This is a genomic window from Dyadobacter sp. HNCC25DJ186, from assembly GCF_056895235.1.
In genome coordinates this window covers 140,026-163,375 of the sequence record NZ_JBXHAS010000006.1, presented here as the reverse complement: position 1 = coordinate 163,375, position 23,350 = coordinate 140,026, and the positions used below count along the sequence as shown (strand labels likewise).

At 43.6% G+C, this 23,350-nt stretch carries 16 protein-coding genes and 1 tRNA gene; 13 read left to right on the top strand and 4 right to left on the bottom strand.

Translation table 11 applies throughout. The annotated features are described in order from the left end of the window. The first annotated feature begins 118 nt into the window (after positions 1–118). The 13 genes from AC1XUO_RS18730 to AC1XUO_RS18670 all read left to right on the top strand — a co-directional run bounded on the left by AC1XUO_RS18730 (position 119) and on the right by AC1XUO_RS18670 (position 17,814). Positions 119–6,388: a hypothetical protein gene (locus AC1XUO_RS18730; RefSeq protein WP_483331300.1), complete on the top strand. Its 6,270-nt coding sequence runs from the start codon at positions 119–121 to the stop codon at positions 6,386–6,388. Positions 6,389–6,397: 9 nt separating this feature from the next. After that, the gene (locus tag AC1XUO_RS18725) at positions 6,398–7,072 is read left to right on the top strand and encodes a hypothetical protein (protein ID WP_483331299.1); all 675 of its coding nucleotides are present in this window, start codon (positions 6,398–6,400) and stop codon (positions 7,070–7,072) included. Further along, positions 7,073–7,447, top strand: coding sequence for a hypothetical protein (locus AC1XUO_RS18720; protein ID WP_483331298.1), 375 nt, complete (start codon positions 7,073–7,075; stop codon positions 7,445–7,447). Continuing rightward, entirely contained in the window at positions 7,444–7,848 is a 405-nt protein-coding gene (locus AC1XUO_RS18715; protein ID WP_483331297.1) for a hypothetical protein, read from the top strand. The genes AC1XUO_RS18720 and AC1XUO_RS18715 overlap by 4 nt, the downstream gene beginning before the upstream one ends. A 2-nt stretch (positions 7,849–7,850) precedes the next feature. Beyond that, positions 7,851–9,539, top strand: coding sequence for an SGNH/GDSL hydrolase family protein (locus AC1XUO_RS18710; protein WP_483331296.1), 1,689 nt, complete (start codon positions 7,851–7,853; stop codon positions 9,537–9,539). Positions 9,540–9,543: 4 nt separating this feature from the next. Next, entirely contained in the window at positions 9,544–10,392 is an 849-nt protein-coding gene (locus AC1XUO_RS18705; protein WP_483331295.1) for a hypothetical protein, read from the top strand. Between the two features lie 150 nt (positions 10,393–10,542). Further along, on the top strand, positions 10,543–10,869 hold the full coding sequence (locus AC1XUO_RS18700; protein ID WP_483331294.1) for a hypothetical protein: 327 nt from the start codon (positions 10,543–10,545) through the stop codon (positions 10,867–10,869). Then, a complete protein-coding gene (locus tag AC1XUO_RS18695) occupies positions 10,838–11,113 on the top strand; it encodes a hypothetical protein (RefSeq protein ID WP_483331293.1) in 276 nt (91 codons plus the stop codon). The genes AC1XUO_RS18700 and AC1XUO_RS18695 overlap by 32 nt, the downstream gene beginning before the upstream one ends. Next, on the top strand, positions 11,110–11,589 hold the full coding sequence (locus AC1XUO_RS18690) for an N-acetylmuramoyl-L-alanine amidase (protein ID WP_483331292.1): 480 nt from the start codon (positions 11,110–11,112) through the stop codon (positions 11,587–11,589). The genes AC1XUO_RS18695 and AC1XUO_RS18690 overlap by 4 nt, the downstream gene beginning before the upstream one ends. Further along, positions 11,586–11,972 carry a hypothetical protein gene (locus AC1XUO_RS18685; protein WP_483331291.1) on the top strand — a complete coding sequence of 129 codons (387 nt, stop codon included), beginning with the start codon at positions 11,586–11,588 and terminating at the stop codon, positions 11,970–11,972. Before AC1XUO_RS18690 ends, AC1XUO_RS18685 begins: the two co-directional genes overlap by 4 nt. Then, on the top strand, positions 11,959–14,034 hold the full coding sequence (locus AC1XUO_RS18680; protein WP_483331290.1) for a hypothetical protein: 2,076 nt from the start codon (positions 11,959–11,961) through the stop codon (positions 14,032–14,034). Before AC1XUO_RS18685 ends, AC1XUO_RS18680 begins: the two co-directional genes overlap by 14 nt. Next, the gene (locus AC1XUO_RS18675; protein WP_483331289.1) at positions 14,031–14,504 is read left to right on the top strand and encodes a hypothetical protein; all 474 of its coding nucleotides are present in this window, start codon (positions 14,031–14,033) and stop codon (positions 14,502–14,504) included. Before AC1XUO_RS18680 ends, AC1XUO_RS18675 begins: the two co-directional genes overlap by 4 nt. A 1-nt stretch (position 14,505) precedes the next feature. After that, positions 14,506–17,814, top strand: coding sequence for a phage tail tape measure protein (locus AC1XUO_RS18670; RefSeq protein WP_483331288.1), 3,309 nt, complete (start codon positions 14,506–14,508; stop codon positions 17,812–17,814). Positions 17,815–17,858: 44 nt separating this feature from the next. Here the strand turns inward: AC1XUO_RS18670 and AC1XUO_RS18665 are convergent, their stop codons facing one another. The 4 genes from AC1XUO_RS18665 to AC1XUO_RS18650 form a co-directional block, all read right to left on the bottom strand. After that, complete coding sequence (locus AC1XUO_RS18665) at positions 17,859–19,115, bottom strand: tyrosine-type recombinase/integrase (RefSeq protein ID WP_483331287.1); 1,257 nt, start codon at positions 19,113–19,115, stop codon at positions 17,859–17,861. Between the two features lie 127 nt (positions 19,116–19,242). Further along, positions 19,243–19,313 (bottom strand) — tRNA-Gln (locus tag AC1XUO_RS18660). A gap of 67 nt (positions 19,314–19,380) precedes the next feature. After that, on the bottom strand, positions 19,381–20,259 hold the full coding sequence (gene fabD, locus AC1XUO_RS18655) for an ACP S-malonyltransferase (protein WP_483331286.1): 879 nt from the start codon (positions 20,257–20,259) through the stop codon (positions 19,381–19,383). 110 nt (positions 20,260–20,369) lie between these two features. Further along, positions 20,370–23,273, bottom strand: coding sequence for a T9SS type B sorting domain-containing protein (locus AC1XUO_RS18650; RefSeq protein ID WP_483331285.1), 2,904 nt, complete (start codon positions 23,271–23,273; stop codon positions 20,370–20,372). Positions 23,274–23,350 lie beyond the last annotated feature (77 nt).

The window sequence follows — 23,350 nt, the reverse complement described above, 5'->3', positions numbered from 1 at the left end:
TAAAGTTCATGGTGATAATTTCGGAAACCGCTTAAACGATTGTTTTAGCGGTTTTTTTATACCCTAACTACGCGTTTGCTGTCCCACTGAAACGCTCAAAAGTGAGTGAATTTTGGGTATGGCTTTACTTGTAACAACTCCACCTGCTATCACATTTTCAAAGGAAACTGCTCTTTGGCAGTTCGAAGATGATCAGGCTGGGCTTATATCCGGAATCAAGGCGGAAAATATCATTGCGATCGCTCAAAACGTAGTTGAAGGTGCGCAAATGGTGATCCGTTGGGGTGAGAATGATCTTCGTGTCATTGCCACTGCTTTGCCGGATACAACAGGAATTTATATTCCTCCTTATTCTTACAATGCCGGAACACATGAAGCTTATGTGAAGTCCCTGGTGCCAATATTGAAAAAAAGCTACTTCCTGAATGAAGACTTTGATATTTCAGCTGCAAGTCTTGTACTCTTTGGTGTCACAGTATGGACTGTAAAACTTACAGCAAAAAGAACCGGTTCAAAATACAATTGCAGCAAAACGACTTTTCAAGGTGGCGGAGTTTCCAATCTTGTCGCCGGGGTTGATGATTCGGCCGTCGTAAATAATAGCGTTTTCGTAGAAGTCTGGTTGGGTGATGCTGATTCAATAGAGTTTCAGAGAATTTATAAAGCACCGATTGAACTGGATTCAGAGGCTAAGGCGAAACTGAACGTTTCAGAAGTACTTCATGCATATCTGACGCCGGAAATTCCGGATTTCACTTTAAAGGTGGCGCAGAAGTGCCGGAATTCCAGACGGAAATATTACCTGAAATATGCGCAGGCCGGTGGCGAAAATCTGAATATAGGAGAGCTGACCCAAACCGGTCAGTTTGTTGTGGTTTTAGGTGGCGGATCCGAACTGAACGGTGCACCGCGTACAGTTTCATCGACTTTCAAAAACCCGACAACATCATTGGATAAATACCTGATGTTGCAGGAACGCACCAGATACATTCGTCAGGATGAACCAGTTTTTGTCAGCTGGATTAATTTTCGTAATCCAGGTATTGCGGTGTTTGCCCTGGCTACAATAACCTTTGAAGACGGCACAACAGCCACAACCAATACGGACGTGGTTTCAGATGTGGAAACTTATGAAAAGTTGGTTTTCGGGGTTGGTTTCAGACAATTGAATCTTGGTTTTTATAACGGTACGAAGGTAGTCCGGGAATATACGATACAATTAATGGCAGGAACGGGGTTGGTTTCTGAACCGTTTCGCTGTATCGTTAACTACGCACACGAAGAATACCCACGCTATTTTGCTCATATCAACAGCTTCGGCGCCGTTGAAACCATAACCACATTTGGAAAAGGCGGAAGCCAGTGGAAAGTATTTAAAGAAACGGCTGAAAAGCTTTTGCCTTACGACTTTGATAGTCGTTCATCGCAATATGTCGACTGGAACCTGAACTACCAGGATACCACAGAAGTGGCAACGGGTTTTATGCCTAAAAAGCGGCTAAGATGGTTTCTTGACTTTTTCATGAGTCCGTTGAAATTCCGTGTGGTAAACGGTCAGGCTTTTGCGATCGGCATTAATTCTGACACCATAGAACGGGGAACGGACGGAAGTAACCAGTTCGGATTCCTGTTCGAATTTCAGTATCAGAGAAAGTTTGATGCCGTTGCGGCCGAAGATATAGAAGCGCAGGGCGATGATGATTTTATACCTGCCAATGTGATCGTGGCCGGTGATGTAATTTCAGGCGGGAACAATGCAGGCGGTGGAACCGGAAATGGTACCGGCTTTGTAGATCCTTACCCAATACCAGGTTCATTAAATCCTGTTTCGTCTTCCGGATTACTGGCAGCTCTGAAAGATTTTCAGTTGAAACTATCAGAAGGATCAAAGTTGCAGGTGCGGTTGGGTGACAATTCCCTGGTCAATTTCAAGCTGGCGGTGAATAACATGGAAACGGATCCTTCCGTACCATCTTATGCAAAATCACTTACCGGGAAAGATAAGCTGATCGCGGACTTATCATTGCCACAATACGTCCTGACGCCTAACGGAGCGGCAACGATTGAAGCAGATCAGGCGCTTAATTTCAGTACACCTTCCGGTTTTTATGGCGTTCGTGATGCCTTGAAGTCAAATGGATGGCCGTTCGATGGTGACGGCACTTTACAACGTGAAATTCATGGTGAAAGTGGTGCGCGTATCGGTTCTGATACAGCCACAGATTCAACTGGAAAACAATATATCCGGGCTGTTTCCGAGTCTGGCACCAGCACGGAATGGAAAAAAGTTGCAACAGGTGAAGAACCCACTTTTGCCAATATCCCTACCCTTTACTTCCCGATCGGGCAAGTAACAATTCAAACGATAGATCTGGCTTTATACCTGGTCTCTTCAAACGACAATCTGAAAATGGAAGTGTTAGACAAACCTGCCTTTGTGCAATCCCTTACTGTGGATGGGCTGAAAGCAACAATTACTGGCATGCCTTCTACATCATCCGAAAAGGGTGTGATCCTGGAAGTAACGGATCTGGATACAGGAGATAGCCGAACGGTCAATGTTCCGGTGGTGCCACGTCAGCCGATTAACGTAAAATTTAATCTGTACGACGCAAAGAATAGTTCGGTAATTTCTGAAATACCACAAAACGGGACAGGCAGTTTTGTGAACAGAGAAAAGTTTGACATTCAGTTTGTTGTTGCCGATGAGCCGCATAATGGTGTTTATGCTGCAATCGTGGGTGGTGGACCTGATGGGCAGGCTCTAAACGAAAAATGGACGGACAATAGTTTTGAGAATCTGCCAGTAGTTGTTAGTAATGGCACTTACCGCATGTTTCCTGTAACTAATGGACGCGCTTTGCCGAAAGGCGTCTACAATGTATTATTCAGAGTTGGATTGAATGGGACGGAAATTTACAATAAAACGGTTCAGTTTGAAATCACAGAACTGGAACTTGGTCAGGCTGATTTTGAATACTGGAATGAAACTTCTGGTGAAGGGTTTAAAGTATCTGATATTGCGGAAGATGGTACCAGCGTATTCCGTTCCGGTGGAAAATATGACATTCATTTTGCTGTAAAAGATGTTTTACACAATGCTGTTTTTGCGAAAATCACAGACCTGGCAGACACTTTGCTTTTTAGCTGGAATGCACCGCACGAAAGTGTTACTGAAACTGATAACCATGTTTATCAAATGTTCGGTCCCGCAGGGAACTCCAACGCAACAGCGGGCGGAAAGCACGTATACCTTGAAGCGTACATGGATGATGAACTGGTATATTCAAAAGATTCAATCTTCAATATTGCCGATGAAGGAGAAGAGCCCACCATTGGAACTGTTCGTTTCGAATTTTACGACGAAACATCCGGAGCCGTCAAAGTTGGGGATATCCTGCAAAATAACAGTAGTTCATATCCCGTAAAATCGAAGGCTGACGTTCGTATCAATGTCTTTAATATCCGCCATAACCAGGTATATGCAGAAATCAGGAATTCATCGGGAGTAGCCTTATTTACTTTCAATAAACCTTATGAGGTAGTTGCGACTGCTACGGATGCAGTTTATAATATGTTTGGCGGGCAAAGCTGGACGAATATCAATGCAGGCGGTTTTCAGATTTACTTCAAAGCACAAATGGACGGTACCGTTGTCTTTGAGAAAACAACAGGCTTTGTTTTGACAGCCGGTGGCGGTACTCCTTCCAATGGAATTGCACCTGTCGAGCTTCGAAATGTTGCCGCAAACTCAAAAGTCGGTGATATATCTTTGACTGGCAGCAGTTTTCCGGTACCATCTTTGTGGGATGTTGCTTTTACGGTTACTAACCGTCCGCACGACTATTGGGAGTTCATTTGTTCGAAGAAGATCAATGGAAGTTATGATAACAATAATTTTATAATAAACCGGAAATCTGGGGAAATACCCACGACTGGTGCAGTTACCAGATACTTATTTAGTGGAACAGGAAACAAATCCTTTGAAACTTCCAGCAAAACATTTGGTGACGGAACTTATCGGGTTCAATTCAGCATCCTGACAGGTGGTGCGACTGGAATTGTTGTGGAAACAGTTACTTATGAATTTACGCTGACAGCAAGTACTGAAATTCAGTATTCTGGATTGGATTACACGTATCAGGAAGTAGGAGAGTCTACATTTCCACCGTATCCTAATATTCAAGTATCAGGAGGAAGTTATGCCATTTTAAAGGATGGACTAAAAACCTGGAATGTAAGATGGCCTATAACTAACTCAGGTCCGTATGATTGGGTTGGCAGAAAACTAGAAATTTGGGAAAATGGTCAATGGGTGAACATGAACCTAGCAACATTGCTGCAATATCCAGATTTTCTAAATATCAGCACCGCATATAAGTTTTACGATTTATTAACTCCTCGTGCACTGTCACAAGTAAATAATATCCAATGGAAAGGCCGTGATATTCTGCATACAGAAAATCGTTTCCGTGTGACATTTACGCTAAGAAATGGTGGGGCGAATGGAACAATTGTAGAGCAGAAGCAAGCTGATTTCAGGATTTATATTCAGGGCGACACCACAATCCCGCCATACACCAAAACGCCAAAACTTCTTTTTGACCTGGTTAATGAAAACGGGAATTACCGCGATGCGACACCAGATGATTATATCGAAAATGGAGTTCGGTATCGGAATTGGAATGGCCGTAAATACAAAGCCCTTTACTGGATAAACGAAGTGCCCTGGGCGAATGGCGATGTGCCAAAAGATTTGGGTAGCATTAATCTGCGCAATGGTTTGATTGTCTCAATCCGGAAATGTTATGCCGATTCAAACCCGGCATGGGATGGCGCGAAAACTTTTTTTGATTTTGTCCGTTTAGGTTGGGATTTCTGGGCGCATGGAGGTGAAAACGTCAACGCAGATATCAATCTGCTATATCGTACGATCGTAATTCACTTCACAACAAACGGAGGTTCAAATCTTTCACAGGGCAGCATGATCAGGGAGCAAAACCCGAGCTGGCTTGTTGCGGATAAAATGGTACCACAGTACTATTACAATCCAAGCCCGTACCAGCAGAGTGATAAACCTGTATGTATGCAGTGCGTTCCTTTCGAGCCGGGAAATCCGCAGTTAACAGCCGATAGGATTGCTTATGGTGGTGTGACGCATATTTTCTGGCAAAATATTCACGGAGCTGGTCTTTACGAATATTCAACCGGACAGCCAAAACCAGGTGTCGACTTACACGGACTTAAACCATGTTTTAATCTTGCAAGTCAGCAATTTCACGATACCATCGGCAGCTGGTTTACCCACGGAATGCAGGCAACAGAAGCGCAAGCGAGGCAGACGGCGCGAAATACGCCCATGCGCAACGGAGCGGTTTATACGGATGAATTTACGGAGGGAAGTTTCCCGCAGTTTGAGCAAGTCCGGGAATGGTTCTACGATGAATTTAACATTATGGCCACTGAACTCGGGTATAATGTTATAAATGGTGGGGATTATGGATACGGAAGCCAGAACGTTACGCTTCGAAAAAATCCGGGCAGATATGAACCGATGGGTTCGTACATGAAAAGTTTGACTACTTCCAATGTAATCGCCAATCTGGATTCTGTCGGTGTTACTTCTCACTTGAAATTCAAACAGTATGCAATGTACCAGGCTGCATATCGGGATTGTGTGTTGGGACGGTATTATGCAATTACAGAGCATCCCCTTTCAGAGCGTATGGGTGTGAAGGCTCTGGAAGCAGAAATAACTATTAATGCGGTACCGAACAAAGCCAAAGTGGCGTTCCATGCTGGATTTATGCAATCGAATGCTAACGGAACGGATGTACCGTACAAAGATTCCGGGACGGTCAAACCTGATGGAAGTATAAACTACAATTATCCTGATACCCCGGGTGAAGTGATGCGATTCGATGGTTTCATGGATAAAATCTTGCTTGATGCAATATATCTGTGGGATATGTATGGTGTGAAGGATGCCAACGATATCAACAGTTGGTACGGAAGTAATTTTGGTACCGATGCATACATGGTTGGATCCCGGATGTATGATAAATGTATACCATATCTGAATGAGGCCGGCCGTCAATTGATCTGCGCTGACTTCACCGCCAATGGTGTTGCCTTTAATTCTACAACTCCGGAACGAAGGCTCCCGAGAAAAGGAAATCCAATTTATGGCAATATTTATTTCAATGAGGTTTTAGATAGAAAATCAGGTGCATCGATTGTCATTCCTTCTGCAAAAAAGGTGATCATCTACTATAATTTCTATAAAAGCCCAACCGAAGTAGAAGATGTGACAGTACGCCACAACGGACAAAGTTATCACATCGGAGAAGTTTCCGGATCCACATTCGCTTTATGCTTTGAACCTTAAAAATATACTATGAAATCACGAATCACAATACTGGAAAAAGATCGGCGGATACCGATTGACAGCTACGAAACTGAGGCAGAAGGCGAAAGTCTTGAAAAAGAATTGAATGATTTTCAGGCAAAAATTGCCAGAGAGAAATTTATCCCCTTCCGTTTTCAAAAAGTCCTTAAAGAAGTTATAACCGTGCTGCTAATTCTTTGCACGATCGGTGGCTTTTCCTGCCGGTCGGTAAAGAAATCAAAAACCAAAGCTGACAGCACGGTATCCCGAACGGTTGAAGCGGCAAGTAATTGGGCAACGGAAGTGATCACGGAATTTATTCCTTTTCAAAATCCGCTGATTTCATTGGAAAGTAATATTCCAGGTTACCCGATGATTTCGGGGATAGGCAGTTCTACGGCGGTGGGCACGCAAGATCAGTACGTTTTGGCTGGCAGATCTAATCCTGTCAGCCAGACTATTGACCGGCACACTGTACCAGGTTATTTCCGGCAGACGGTCAGAGCGAAAGGGCAAAGCACCAATAAGCTGGAAGAAAATAAACAGGCAACGATCAGACAGGAAACCAAAGAGGTTGAAAGCGGTATATCAACCAATCCGATTTTTACCGGCTTTCAAATTGGGATGATACTTGGTCTGATCGCCATCATCATAATCATAGGAATCATAAAACGCATTTCATAAATGGCAGCTACTGTATTATCCGCCAATGACGTTTCTGTCGCGATTAATATTGTGGCACGTCGCGGCGACACATTCAAACGGTGGATCCGTTTCCGGAAGAATGGGATTGAACAGGTTTTAAGCGGAAGTACTTACCGGATGCAGGTCAAACTAGGCCTTCAAATAAAACTTGAATTTTCTTCTATCATCACCGGATCACTGGTGCCAGGGGAAACCTCCGGTGTTCTGATCCTGTATAAAACGGCGGCTGACATGGCCGATTTAACACCTGGTTTATACCAGTACGACTTTCAGGAAACGAAGGCAGACGGCACTGTGACCACCTTGTTTGCCGGGTCCTTCACCATTACCGAAGATATAACGCAAATAGCATGATAAGCGTAGGAACAACAATTCCGGAAGACAATTATGAGATTGTAATCTCACTTTTCCCCTTTACCGGCACGGACGTGAAAGCGTGGTGGGGATGGATCAACAACGACGGATCGATGCTTGTAGAAGCGCAGATCGTGGTTTTGTCTGGTAGTGCCAGTTTCCCATCGGGCGGGACAATTACCGCTGATTTCCGTGGTGGCAATGCAACGCCGGCATATCTGTACATGGCCGAACGAGCAACGGAGCCGATCAAAACCAAATGGTATGCAACTGCATTGGATCAGGGTGACATTGGTCCCGGCCTTGCATTCTCGGTAATCGGAACGGTGGCTGGATGGCGGGTTTACCGCTCTAATTCAAAAACAACTTTCTCAACGACAACAGAATTCAGAACAGCATAGACATGGCTTACGAACTTCACGACAATTTTAAATTTCTAACAAACAAACCTGAAATTGCTTTCCAATATCAGGATGATGCCAGTACGCCATGGTCATCGATTGCCGGTGCGCACAATGGCGTTCCCGAAGCCTACCGAGCAAAAGGTAAAATCCGCTTTATTGATCAGGGTGACGGCAAAGGCGTGATTGAGTACTGGTATAGCGGTGGCATTGAGCTTGAAAATCTGGTGCCGAGATATGAGAATCTGGAAAGTGCGGTGGCTTATGTGGAGACTTTGGAAGGGTTGAAGACACAGGTACAAGTTCTGAAAACTCAAACCGAAACTTTAAAAAATGAAAGTTTAAACGCGGCAGGTGCAGTAATTAAGGGAATTGGGAATTTTAATGCTGCAACTGGTATCGCAAATATCAAGGAATCGGGAATAACGTTCACCCCTGTTATTTTGTCTGATCAGCCCAATGGAAGCTACTTCGACATTGATGTGCCAGGCAATATTAGTATCACAACTGGAACATCTATTCCCGTGGCGGTTGGCGGTAAATTGATTAGTCGTGGTACGAAATGGGATTATATTCCTCCGGTAGATTCGGGTTTTGATAAAGCGGCAAAACTTGAAAAGCATTTTCCTGCGAACCCAAGACCTAAGAAATGGTTAATCCCCGTGGATACAGACTCGCGTAGATTAATGGGCGGTTGGGATATAGACGGTAAATTTTATTCTAAGAAATGGTATCCCGGACACATACCCGCTGACGCGTTGGTAAATGGAAGTATTACGGCTGCCCAGCTTTCGACAGCCATAATCAACCAACTTAACCTCGCAGGTACTGTACCGGACAATAGCATAAACATATCTAAAATTACCCAGGCCGCTATCGACGCAATACGCTCAGGTTTCGGGCTCACGGATGGAGCGGTCACGGCTGCTAAGCTCTCTTCGGAAATGATACAGGCTGTTCAACCGCTTAGAGGGAAGAAGTTAATTACACTTGGCGATAGCTTAACGCGAGACAGGTACTGGCAACCTACACTCGCAGCTATTACAGGACTTAACTGGTCAGAGGCTGAAACCAGAGATGGAAACCCGGCAGCGACTCCCGCGGTCCCTCCAATGGGTATAGGCGGATCCGGAGTCGTGCCCTTCACCCGCCAGACAGGTGTAGACGGTAGCGGGAACCCTATTTACGCATCAGGTAGAGGCCCGGGACAAAGCATTTACATCAGAGCAGGGTTCGTACATTACAATAACCCTGATATTATACTTGTTTGGGCAGGAGCTAACGATATTCTAACGGGTAATAACGATTTAGGCGTCCCTACGGCTGCACCTTACACAGGAGGGGAAATGCCTGAAAATGACCCTAGTATGCCAACTTTTTGCGCGGCATACAATGGAATGCTTAAAAAGCTGATTGATAATAACCCTACTAAAAGGATCATGGTCATGAACAGATTGTTTGCGACTAACATATATCCTTCCGACGAAGAGGTTGCATTCAGCCGACTGAATCGGATCAACGATCTTATAAAAGCATGTTGCCAGAGAAAGAGCATTCCAGTAATTGATATTTGTGCTGAATCAGGGATATGGAGTTATAATGCTGCACAGTTTATCCCTGACGGGGTGCATTTGAATGCGGAAAGCGGGGTAAGATTTGCAAAATTAATTGCTAATAAAATAAACGGATAAGATAATGGGCTTCAAAATACATACAGACCTGGAAGTTAATAACCCTCAGGACTTCGAAATCTTAAGAGCTTCGGAAACGATAGATGACGGCACAATAATGCTGTGGCAACCGGCAAAAAGTGGACTTGGCGCTTATGTCAACGGTAGCGTATTTAAAGACATTGCTGAGGATGACTCGTCGTTGCTTTTAGGTGTTGACAAAAGTCTTTTAAGCTCTACTTTAACAATTCCTGATATTCCTACGGAATTCAAAGTAGAGAGAACGGCGAAGGGGGGATTGCACCTTATAACAACACAAAACTTGCTGGGCGCATCAAATAGACGTGCTAATTTACCGCTTTCTCAGGCTGTTAAAAACTACATCGAAGCTAAAATAGCGACACATAAGTTTTACGTTTCGTTTATTGGACGGTACACCCGAAAGCCCACTTCGGAAAAGTCATTTTTTCAATTCTCACGTAATAGCTACGGTACTAGTTACTACTTCTACATGAGATCTCACCCCGCTACACCTGCCAGTAATCAAAGCGGACCCGCGCTAGGTTCAACATACCAACCTTCCAGAGAGCCTGCTGTCGGCGAACCTTTTTTATTCACAGTTGAAGTAATCGCGAAAGTAGGAACTTGGGACATTAACGGAGCTACTACGTTTACTGGACTAATTACAGGTGATTTTACAACGGCAGGGAGCGGACATATGAGTCTAATCATGTATGAAGCTCAAATAAACGATGAAACGGTATCAGGAAAAACCAATGCTCAGAAAAGAGCAGAAGATTTAGTAAGGTTTAATGCTATGTTCGCCACAGGAGGGGATTACGCTGACGATACTTGGACAGTACCGACAATTTAATATCCTTCAAATATAAAACCCCACCAGAAAGAAATTTGGTGGGGTTTTACTTTTTACTCACAAGGCCAGTACCCTTCTCCCTGTCCCACCAATTCCCCCGCTTCCCCCTCTAAATTGCCCTCTGTAATAACCCACTCGACGCAGAACAATATGACATTTTGGGATTTGTTTTTTCCGGTGGGTCCGGATATCAGCATGGCCGCTTTTATGGGTACTACGGCCTGGTTGCTGTTAGGAAAGAAAATGGATAAAACCCAAATGATCATGACGGTTGTAGCCAACTATCTGATATCCGTTTATATGACCGGTTTGGTGGCTGAAATTAGCGGCTGGAAGTCAATGACAGGTATTGCATTCTTGATTGCAACCGGTGGATTAAAGCTCGTCGAAAGGTTTATAGACCAACTTTTTGAAAAAATCACAAACAACATTAACAAGGGAAACAATGGAACAGACACTGATAGCGCAGGTAAGTAATGCTTTGCACGCTATATTCTTGTGCGGAATGATTGTAGCCGCTTTTTTTCGGCTTACAGATGGAAGGCGCGAAGAGTTAGCAGAACGGATTGGCTTATGGTTGGTCGGGTTTGGTGCTTTTTGCCAACTGGTGAAAGCTGCGCATCCTTCGGGTACCAGCTTTGAAGTTTTACTGACCAATGCCGGTGTATTGGTCTGGATGACAAGTCAGCTATATGTTTTGTATAAAAAGGTTAAGTCATGAGGCAAATAAAATACCTGGTGGTGCATTGTACAGCCGGTCCGCAAACGCAAAGCGTTGAAACCATCAAAGCATACTGGAAAAAGAAATTCGGATGGACGGATCCCGGATATCATGTACTTATTAAACCTACGGGTGAAGCGGTGGAATTACAGCCTATTGAAAAACCTAGCAACGGCGTGAAAGGTTTTAATCAGAACAGTATCCATATCAGCTATATCGGAGGCGTTGATGCAAAGGGAAAAGCACTGGATAACCGAACCGATGCACAAAAGGAAACCATGTTCCGGTACTTGAAAAAGTGGAAAGAAATGTTTCCGGATGCTATCATACAGGGACACCGTGATTTTAGCCCGGATGTGAATAAAAACGGCATTGTAGATCCGTGGGAGCGAATAAAGGAGTGTCCGTGCTTCGATGCCAAAAAAGTATTTAGCAGCCCGATGTTTCATGCGGCAAAAGAATATAAAGACTTATGAAAAACGTCTTGCTTTTAATCCTTGCAATCATCCTGGCGCCGATCTGTTTTGCGCTGGGATTTTTGTTTACCATCGGGCGTATCATCTGGAAATGGCGACGCAAGAAACTGAAAGGATACTTTTCAAATACCAGTCTGGCTTTTGCGCTGGCTATTGATCATTTCGGGAATGTCGTTTGCCGGGATATGTTCAACAGTCTTTTGATTGATCATGGTGGATATCCTTTTGGTGATATCCGGGAAACGGTCAGTAGCGCATTAGGTAAAAACCAGAGACGCGGAACGTTGACAGGTCCGGGCAAGGCTTTGGCCTGGGTGCTGGATACGCTGGATCCGGGACATTGTTTACGTGCCATATTTGAACTTCAAGATGCTTCAAATTAGAAACCGTGCCGGCATGGTGCTGGAATTGCCAGTAGATAGCCGCATATCCGTTGAAATCAATTCTACAATTTTCGATACCGACGATATAATCCGCGGATCCTATTCCTATCCGTTCCAGCTTCCGTTAACCGAAAACAACTGTCGTTTTCTGGATTATGGACATTTGCCTGAACGAGATATGTTGCCGGAAATTCTGGTGCAGGTCACAGCCGGTACGCATATTTTCAGTGCAACACTGATTTATAAAACATCCGGTATTTATGCGGATGCTTCACTGCTGATTGATCTGGGTGCGATCGCTGATGCTATTCGCAATCAACCTTTACGGGAGTTTGTGACAGAAACGTTTTTTGTAGCCAAAGAAGATAATACAGGCGGTGTCACTTTGAAAGGACTTGCTATGGCAGAGCCTAATGTATATCCGATCGTTTTCCCGCCATTCCATAATATGGAAATGGTGGAAGAAGATTTCAGGCCATTGGATGCAAACGAAAATCCGATTGAATCATACAAGCGGCCAATTATCCATAATCAGTATTACAACTGGGCGCAGTATTACCCGAACGTTCCAGCCGGATCAGGAGATAAAATTTTGGTGCCCATGGTGTACCTGTGCTGGATTATCACCTATATATGTAAGAAACTTGGGTTTTCTGCAAACGGATCTTTATTTACGGATCCAATCCTTAACCGGCTGATCATTTATAATTCCCAGTCAACGCCGGGATATGATGACACGTACGGCGGCTATAAAATTGAAGTAGGCAGGCATTTGGGAGATTATACCGTAACCGACTTTTTAAAAGGATTACGGGCATTTGTGGGGTTAAGTATTGATGCCAACGTATCAACAAAGCAGGTGACTTTTAATACTTATAAAGCGCTTTCGCATAGCCGGGATTATGTCGATTTGTCGGATTGTCTTGTATCAGGCTCGGAAGGTCTGGACGGAGTTGAAAACAAAGGATTTATTGTTAATAACTATTTTGATTCGTCGGATAAGTACACGGATTATATTTTGGATCCATGGAATGAACACATAGAACCGCGTCAGTTTAAAAAGACCTATTCATTTTTTACGGGAAACGGAGCAACGCCGGTTAATTTATCTATTGGCACACTGATGATGCATTCATACGGAGTTTTCCGGGCCGTTGAAAATGATACGCCAAACCTTGGAAAGTATCTTTTACCAACAGCTGACCAGTCGGGAAACCTGGCTGATGCTTTCTTTCAAAAATCTGCCAACTATTCTCCGTATTACGACAGCAACAATTCAAAAGCGATTCCACCGGCCGTAAACTCTTTTGGATTGCGGGTTTTAATTTATTGGGGCATGCAGCAGGATTCGCAGGGCAATCTATACCCGTATGCAAGTTCTGTTTCTTATGATTCGAAATATCTGCAGGTTGGAAAAATGTCCTTGCAGGCAGGAGAACCGGACGACATTTGGGCTATGTATCAAAAGAAATATTACGAATTTCTTTCAGGTGCTAAAAAGGTTTCTGCATTGATGCGGATCCCACTCGGGAAACTCAATCAGATTTCTCCTTCCTTTCCTGTTGGATACCGAAGTAAAAACTATGTTACAGGTCGGTACCTACTTGAAAAGTTAAGTTATGAGTTACCCGCCTCGGAAAGTTTTGTGATGGCAAAATTTGAAGGCAGGCAACTAATTCCCAAAACACTGGTGGCAACTTCTCCCATGGATCTTTCTTTCAATTGCTGGATTCAAATGAAGCTGGAAAATTACGTGACTATCAAAACCGGTGCACACTCGTCTGTGCATAAAGCGGACGTTATTGTATATATATGGAAAGATGGACTTTATACCACGCCTGAAAACACAAAAGGTGTTACGTTCAATTACCGCAAGTTCGTTACCAATTTTGATGTAAACCAGATATCAAAAACCATTACAACAGATGAATCGATTTACATTTCTGCACACCGTACCATGCTCGAATCGCAGGTTGAAATACTGAGAAACGGAGATCCGCAAGGCTGGCAATATTATGTTTCATGGGCACCACGGGACGGGGAGGGCTACCGGGCAAGATGAACTACTCAGAACTGGATTTAAACGCGCGCATCAATCTGAAAGGGACTTATGAACAGTACCTGAAATTTTCCATTGAGAAGTTTAAGAAAGAGCAGGATAAGAAACTTTACAGAACCCGGAACCGCGGGAAACGGAAGCTTACCCGTACACATAATCTTTACAACAGTTTTGGCCGTGAATTGCACATGTCATCTTCGGGATTGCATGTGCTTAAAATTGATTTCAATCTCTACGGAAGATTCATTGATATGGGTGTCGGCCGTGGCGTCAATATGAATGCTGCGCAATTGCGAAAACGCTATGGAATTCACAAACCAGACGTACCACGCAAGCCTATTAAATGGTACTCGAAACGAAAAACCGCCGAAGAAAAAAGACTTTCTGAGATACTCGCACAACGGTATGGAATGGGCCTGATCCAAATGGCGGAAACCCTTCTAAGTAATACAGTGACTTTAAATCTGCAATAATATGGGTAAGGTAAATGAACAGGCTGTAATTGAGCTGATCATCAAAGGGGAGAAGTCAAACACGACCATAAAGGAAGTGCGAACCACCATGATCGGTTTGGAACGTCAGCTTTTAAATATGAAAAAAGCGGATGATCCGGCCGGGTTTGCAAAGCTGAATAAACAATTGGATCAAACCCGTACTGCACATTCTCAAATGATCAATGAGATTCGCGGTGGTGAAGGATCTTTATTAAAATTCAAATTAACCTGGAAGGATCTTGCGGCCGGGTTCGTTGGCGGGAACATCACCATGATGGCCATTGAAAAAATTGTGGGTGCAATACCTTCTTTGGTAAACAAAGCTGGTGAATTATCTGATTCCCTTGCAGACGTTTCAAAGCAGACTGGAATAACCGGAAATGACCTACTTGAACTAAATGCTGATCTGGCCGCTATTGATACGCGTACACCTATCGAGCAACTTCGTGGCCTTGCCGCTGTTGCCGGAAAGTTAGGTTATACCACACGTGATGATGTACTGACATTTGTGAAAGCCGCGGACATGATCAATGTTGCCCTTGGAGAAGATTTAGGTGGTAATGTTGAAGAAGTGGTCAACGATATCGGGAAGCTGGTGCAAATCTTTGGACTGGAAGAAGCGTATGGTATTGAAAAAGCCATGCTGATGGTTGCGTCCGGGATCAACACGATCGGTGCAAGTTCTGCGGCCAATGAAGGATATCTTGTACAGTGGGCTAAACGATTTGCTGGTATTGCGCCAAATGCTGGAATCAGCATTGCGGATACGTTAGGGATGGCGGCTACGATGGATATTTTAGGGCAAAGCTCTGAAATGTCGGCAACCAACATTGGTAAAATGATTCTGGCATTAGGAAAGGATATTCCATATTTTGCCAAGGTTGCCAAAATGTCTGTTAAGGATTTTAGCAACTTATTAAAAACGGATGGAAACGAAGCATTTATAAAAGTACTGGAAGGAGCAGAAAGCACAACCAAAGGTGTTCAGGGTTTGGCGAATATGCTGGAAACACTGGGCATTGAAGGTAGTGAAGGCGCTGCCGTTATTGGTGCACTGGTAAAAAATACAGATGAACTTCGGAAACAGCAGGATATTGCCAACAAAAGCGTATCTGAGGGAATTTCCGTTCAGCAGGAGTTTGCGGTTAAAAACCAGAATTCAGCAGCAATTCTTGAAAAGATCGGGAAAGTTATAGCTGGATGGTTCGAGAAAGCCGCAGCGGGTTTTAATCCAATTATTACTGGTTTTGGAACTTTGTTTGGCGTCATATCAAAAGTTGAAGTTCAGTTGGGGGAGCTAAAAAAACAACAAGAAAAGGTTATTGAAGTTGAAGCGAAATTCCCAGCATTGCTCAAACGGTATGACGAATTAAAAACCAAAACCACTTTAACAGGAGAAGAACAAAAAGAGCTTAAAAAAATCGTCAATGAGTTGTCAAAAGAAGTTCCGAATGCCGTGACTTCATTTGATAAGTATGGCAATGCATTGGATATAAATAGAGATAAGGTCATTTCTTTCATAACTAATCAGAAAACTTTACTCGAAACGATGCGACAAACTCGTCGTGAGATGCTTAAAGAAGAAATTGCGGATCGGGAAAAGCGGGTAAAACTTATTGAATATGAGCTAAATCTTGGTAAAAAATATCGGGTTAACTCAGGAGGTCAAACGATCACAGAAAATTTTTCAACAGAAGATTTCAAATCCAGAAGGACAGAGGCCGCAAAGCTAAACGCCGAGTTAAAAATAACAAGAAAAGATTTGCAGGCACTTGAAGGTATCGACGAGATTGGTGCCAGACGCGAAGGCCGTGGGTATATCAAGCAAGTCCCAAAGAAAAAAACAGACGATAATGCCGATACTCCTGCAAAACCGCTATCGAAAGAAGAACTTAAAAAACTGGCTTCGGACAGTGAACGCCTGAATGATGAGTTGCTTAAAAACCAACAGCAGTTAACGCTTAATATGCTTGGTGAGCATCAAAAAGAATTGCAGGCTGCTCAAAACAAATATGACGAACTAACCAAAAAAGCAAAAGGAAACGCCGCGCAGCTTGCCAAAATTGAAAGTCAGGCCAAACAGGAAGTTGACCAGATTAATGACAAGTACAATAAAAAGTACCTGTCAGATTTTGATAAAACTATACGTGGTCAGCTCGGGCACCTAAATAGCCGCAAAAAAGAAGAATTTGATTATGCGGATTCTCGGGCTAATGATGCCGCAAAACGTGCAGATAAAGAATGGTTTGAAATTGTCGATCATTATGACAGGGAAATCGCTCTGGCAAAATCCCGAAACGAATCCATTGTTCAGCTTGAAAAAGACAAGCAGGCGGAAATTGACAAATTATTTGCAGGCAGGGCAGCTAAGCAAACGAATGATTATCTGGCAGATCTTCAAGATAGTTACCAATCTGAGCTGGCATTAGCCGAAGAAAGCGGAATAAGCAAAGAAGCAATTGTCAGGGATCATTTGGAACGGCTTAAAGTACTGCGGGAACAGTATGGATTGCTTGATGTTGAACAACAGAAAAAAGTCAATAAGGATATTGTCAAAAGTGAGCGGGAATTGCTTGCCATCAAACTTGACAACATAAATAAAACCGGATCCGCGATGACGGCCGGAAGTCAGGCGATATCCGATCTTCTTTCTCTTACAGCAGATAATCAAAGCGAATACGCAGAATTTCAAAAGGCGATCGGGCTTTTCCAGATTGCCGTGGAAACTGGAACGGCAGTTGCGTCGGCTGTGGCTCAGGGAACAAAAGGAGATCCGTACACCGTGATTTTGAGAATCGCGACGGCAGTAGCAGCGGTTACGGCTGGGATGCTAAAAGCAAAAGCACTTATGAATGAAGCAAAACAACCGGCCACGCCTGCATTCCGTGAGCACGGTGGATATACTGATATGAGTTCCATTGCACAGGATAACAGCGGAAACCCGGAAGGATGGGTGGCGCGCCCGACATTATTCAACCTGGGGAAACGTAGTTATATAGCCGGAGAAGGATATAAGAAAGAATATGTTTTGAGCAGTGCCATGCTTCGGAATCCAGCTGTGGCAGACTTTGCCGCATCCATGGAAGCATTAAGGCAACAGCGGTTCTTTGAAAATGGTGGCAGCACAGCCATGAGTTCTTCCCCGGCACAGGTTTCTTTTGATCCGCGAATGAATGACATGCTGAAATACTTGCAGATCATTGCCAGTAAACAGACCGGTTTGAACTATAATATGTTTGAACAGTATCGGGATCTGGTTGATAATACCAGGGCAAGGGCGAGTGCCTGATTACAAAAATTACAAAATTTTGGAGAGTTGACACCGGAGCCTGCTTAATTAGCAGGCTCTTTTTGAAGTTCGGCGTAAAGCAAATATCCGCGTGACAAGCTTATCATATCTTCGTCTGTATCTTCTTCCACGATGTGAACATACCGCATGGTGGTGTTAATATTGGTGTGTCCCATAATGTATTGCAGGTTTGTGACCTTGCCGCCGTACCGGATATAATTTGTCGCGAAGGAGTGACGCCCAATATGGTACCCGGTTGCATTTACTCCCGTTTTACCTGCAATTTTACGTAAAACTTTCCTTCCGTACTCTTCACTTATCTTCATCCCCTGGTTTTTAGCTTCAATTTGTAAAGCCACGCAGTCTTCCAGATATCGCATGGCGTACTCATCAATATGAACGTAGACAGTTTTAAGTTTTTTTGTCAGAACCTGTTTTTGCGGATGAAAAACAAGCTTTCCAACAGATTTGTAGTATTCCAGTTTTTCTTCGTTGATTTTAAGAATATCCGATATTCGAAGAGAGAGGTGGCAAGCAATCAGTAAGCGGCACAAACTCAACTTTTCCCCAATCGGTAAATTTTTATTGTAGTATTCGATAAGCTTTGCAACTTCCTGTGGACGAAGATGTTCAATGATCTTCACATCTTGCGTAGTTTTTACATCTGCTTTTTTAAATGCGTTTTCAATTGGCACATCATCTTCGATTGCAAGATTAATGTATGCCTTTATGTATTTGAGAATATTGGCAATCGTGTTACCATCCAAAGGTTTTGACTCTTTACTTCTACGGCTGGATTGCTTTTGAAGCCAGGCTTCAAAACTTTCAATGAATTTCTTATTTAAATCACGGAATGGAATTTCAGGCTTGAACTGCTTTAACCATAGCCAGGAATTAATGTGAGACTGCCTTGTGCTAAATGAAATTTTCTTTCGTCTGCTGCGCTCTTTTATCTTGTCATCCATGTAGACAAGAAAATCTTTCATCCGAAGATAGTTGTAGTACATATCCATAAGCTCTGCCATGGATATTTCTCTATCCTGCAAACGGACCGTGACAAAAATATCATTAACCTTTCCAATGGCTGCGCGGATCAGCAAATTATTGTCATTGCACTCCTTATCGTTCTTGGTTCTTGGTGAAAGTTGCTGACGATCTTCATCTACCAGGGCGACCGGCCAATCAATATTCAATGGAATCTTGTCAAATTCTTTCTCTATGCCCACCAGTAAATACACCTGAGAATGTCCGGACTTCTTAACGTATGCCTTATTGCACCGCAATCCAATGAAAGTTTTCATGAAATACTATTTAGAAGGGATTTAGAAGTACGGTCAACAAAATTCAAAATTTGGAAACCGTAAGAAGTAATTTGGAAGTGAAAAAACCCCTCGTACAAATCGTATGAGGGGTTTTTGATGTTGATTGTTGGCCGACAAGGACTCGAACCTTGAACGAGACAACCAAAATGTCCTGTGTTACCATTACACCATCAGCCAATACCGTGTTAGTGGGTGCAAAAGTAATACGAAATTTTAAGTTGTCAAGTATTTTTGAAAAAAAATTTTAAATACTTTTTAACTCAACGCCACTCGCGATCTTTTTCACCAATCCCTGAAGCACTTTTCCCGGGCCTGATTCGATAAAGATTCCTGCTCCGTCGGCTACCATTTGCTCAACAGACTGAGTCCATCGTACAGGAGCGGTAAGTTGCGCAATAAGGTTTTCCTTGATCACTGAGACCTCCGTGGCTGGTTTAGCATTTACGTTTTGATATATCGGGCAAATAGGGGCTTCAAATTCTGCACTGTTTATGGCTGCTGCAAGTTCTTCGCGCGCTGGCTCCATCAGCGGTGAATGGAATGCGCCACCAACCGGAAGGATAAGCGCACGTTTTGCGCCGGCTGCCTTCAACAATTCACATGCTTTTTCAACGCCTTCAATAGTTCCTGAAATCACCACTTGGCCGGGACAGTTATAATTTGCCGGTACAACGATTTCATCCGTGATACCTGCACAAATATCTTCGATTGTTTTATCGTCAAGTCCAAGAATAGCAGCCATTGTAGAAGGGCGTACCAGACAGGCTTTTTGCATAGCATCCGCACGTTTCGCTACAAGGCGCAGCCCATCTTCAAACGACAAGGCACCCGCAGCAACTAAGGCTGAAAATTCGCCAAGAGAATGTCCTGCCACCATTTCAGGTTTAAAATCAGGACTTACCTTGGCAAGAATGACCGAATGGATAAAGATGGCAGGCTGCGTCACATTGGTTTGTTTAAGCTCTTCATCTGTACCTTCAAACATGATTTTTGTAATGTCGAAGCCCAAAATTTCATTTGCCTGATCAAACATGGCTTTTGCTGAATCGGAATTCTGGTAGAGGTCCAGACCCATGCCTTTGAACTGAGAACCCTGGCCTGGAAATACGTAGGCTGTTTTCATAATTATTGGATTTTTAAATTTGTCTAAACAAAAATTGAGCCCGACTCTTGCGAATCGGGCTGCAAATTAACGACTTCAATAGGAAAGAAAAAAAACGCGGCTTTTAGATATTATCTCAAAACCTGAACCCAGCCTTTAAACTGCGCCGGTTTCCCTCCGCGTTGAACAGATTCAAAATAGAATGTCAGTTCATAGTAGTACTGCCCGGCAGCTAGCTCTTTTCCTGAATTATTGTTACCATCCCAGTTGATGTTCACATCGTTTGTCTCAAATACTTTTGCGCCCCAACGGTTGAAGACTTTAAATTCAACTGCCTGAACAAAACTTGGACAATCAAGTGGTTTGAAGACATCATTCTTACCATCACCATTAGGGGTAATAACGTTTGGCAACTCAATAATCGGGCAATTGTCTTTGCAAACAATATTGCTTGGCGCACTTTCTGTTCCGAATTTGTTGACAGCTGCCACGTAATAACATCCTGCAAAAGATGTCATCCCTTCATGCGCGAAAGTCGTGGAAGCCGGTGCAGCAATTTCTTTCAGGAGCGTGGGTGTATCACCTTCATAACGAGTATAGTACAATCTGTAAGCGATAATACTCTGGTCACATCCAGCAGTTTGTGGATATGTCCAGGCCAGATTATTCGTAAATGAGGTTTGCCCGCAATAGGTATCCCGTTTTACTTCCGCACAATTCAGTTCATCAATCGACAAAACGGGAACACAAGGTTTGGTCGTATCTGACGCAGATATACAAATGATCTGCGAAAAGTTATACAACGGGTCAACCCTGATCTGAGTATCATTATAAGAGCCAACCGTTTCTACTTTATAACAATAAACTGAATCTTTCGAGATTGATACATTTACAATTCCGTCCGCAGCAAATTTATCCGTTCCGTCATCTGTAAATGTGTAACTCTGAGGGCCTTGTACCGAAACATCCGCAATCCTGTTGAAAGTGCCTGGCCGGGCTTTGTCTTCGCGGTAAATTCTGTGCACCTGATTATCATTGCTCCAAGGGACATTTGCAGTCCAGTTCAAGCGAACACTCGTCGGATCAGCCTGTCCTTGCGAAAGTCGTACACTACTTGCGATTTCCGTCTCGTCCAGTTTTACAAGACTGCCGTTTTGTGTGTAGTAATATTCAATTTTATACCGATAAGCATTTGCAGTCGTATTGAGGTTTCTATCAATATAAGTCTCCAAATCCCCTGAGCCACCTGTGATGGTTCCGTCAATGGTAGCAATATTTGAGAAATCTGTTCCACTAAGTCCTGTTGCGCGGAAAAGTCTGTATTGAACCGGATTTGAAGCGCCTGCGGGTAATGTAGGTTTGATCCACTTTACAGTCATTACCCCGCGTGTTTCACTTGTAGAATCCACGGTCACATTGGTAATCACGGGCATGATCAACGGCTCCTCAATACAAACCTGTTCAGAAGCCATACTTTCTCCGCCTCCCACAAGGTAACCCGGTTCGTTGATATCAGAACCCGGTCTAGGGAATTCAACAACAATTCTATAACTGTATGAAACTCCGGCTTGCAGTCCGGTATTGTTATTATTATCCACATAAAAAATTTCACCTACACCAACCCGTGCAATTTCTTCATATCCAGAACCGGCCGGAATACCGGTGATACAAACGTCGGTCGGAATGGCCCGACATCCTTCTCTTCTGTAAATAACAACCCGGGCGCCTGGTACCTGGCATTGGTAAGAATCCCATGTTATTCTGAAAGCTTTCCCAGCCGCATCTGCTACGGGCACAGCACGGAGATTATCTGGTTGTGGCCCATAAACTCTGATTTTCAAAGTCGTCAAATCGACGAGTTTTCTGAAAAGCGAGGGATTTGGGGTGCCCGCCGCCGGGCCATCTTCCACTTTAAAAAGCACGTCGTAAGGTTCCAGCCTTATGTGATTACAGCCCGTTTGCCAGGTTAGCCTTCCTGTTACCGTGTTTTGTGCACCCTGTTGCGGGACACTGAAAGTTGCGTAAGCAGGTGAAATCAATGCAGAAGACTGGTATAATCCGCTCGTACTTGTCAGCGTGAGCCTGTTTCCGTTTTTATCCGTAGCTCTGACAGTTTGATTAATAAGTGTTCCTGCTTCCACACAAATATCGGGTAACAGGTCAAGAACTGGTCTGTCATTTCTAGCATCCTCCACGATGATCTGCATATCCCTGATGATTTCGCCGATTTTGACTCCATCCCGCCATTCTTCCACAACAAATGCGACGTTATAATAACCTTTGATAGCCGGTGCGTCCCAGATCAAATCTCCGGTCAAAGGATTCATACTGAAAGTGGCTGGCGACTGTCCGGCCTCTGTTGCACCGGGAGGAAATGAAAGGTTCGGTTGTGTGTAACCAAGGGCCACGCCTAAGCCACCTCTTCTTGTGCTTTGCTGAGGTCTGTAAAGGCGGTAAGCAATACTATCTCCATCAGCATCAAAGGCGCCCGGATTATGAATGTAACGTTGTCCGACAGCCGCGATATCAATTGGAGCATTTAAAAGTACCGGTGTCTGGTTGAGGCCAACGAAAGAATTGATTACGATGGAAGTATTAACATAAAAATTCAGCGAGTTGGTTGGCAGCGGAGTTAAGTTAAGTATACCATCATTTCTGTTATCAATGGTTACAGAAATATTCCAGTTGCCGGCAGAGGGAAACACATGACGCGTTGTATAAACATTTTGTGTTGTGTTGTTTCCGATATCTCTTGTTAAAGCGTCTATTCGGTCAACACGCACCGGGCTGGCAATGGCACCGTCAGTAGGGCCATTGTAAAAGAACATATTAACAAAGGTCTGGTCATCAGCAGCAGGTTTCCCTGTTGCTATATCAAAATAACCTGTGTAAGTTACGTCGTATGCAAGTGGGTTTCCCGGGACTCGTTTGGCCGTGATCTCACCTGCCCGGGAGTGGGTTGCATTAGCTTTTTGACTTGCAAAGAGGCAAAACAGCAGAAGAAATAAAACCTGAAATTGTAAATTTGAGCGCATGTGCAATTAACTTTTATGATAGACAGAGGTTGCCATTCTATTAACGGCAGTGATGTTTTGCAACAAATAGGTTACTG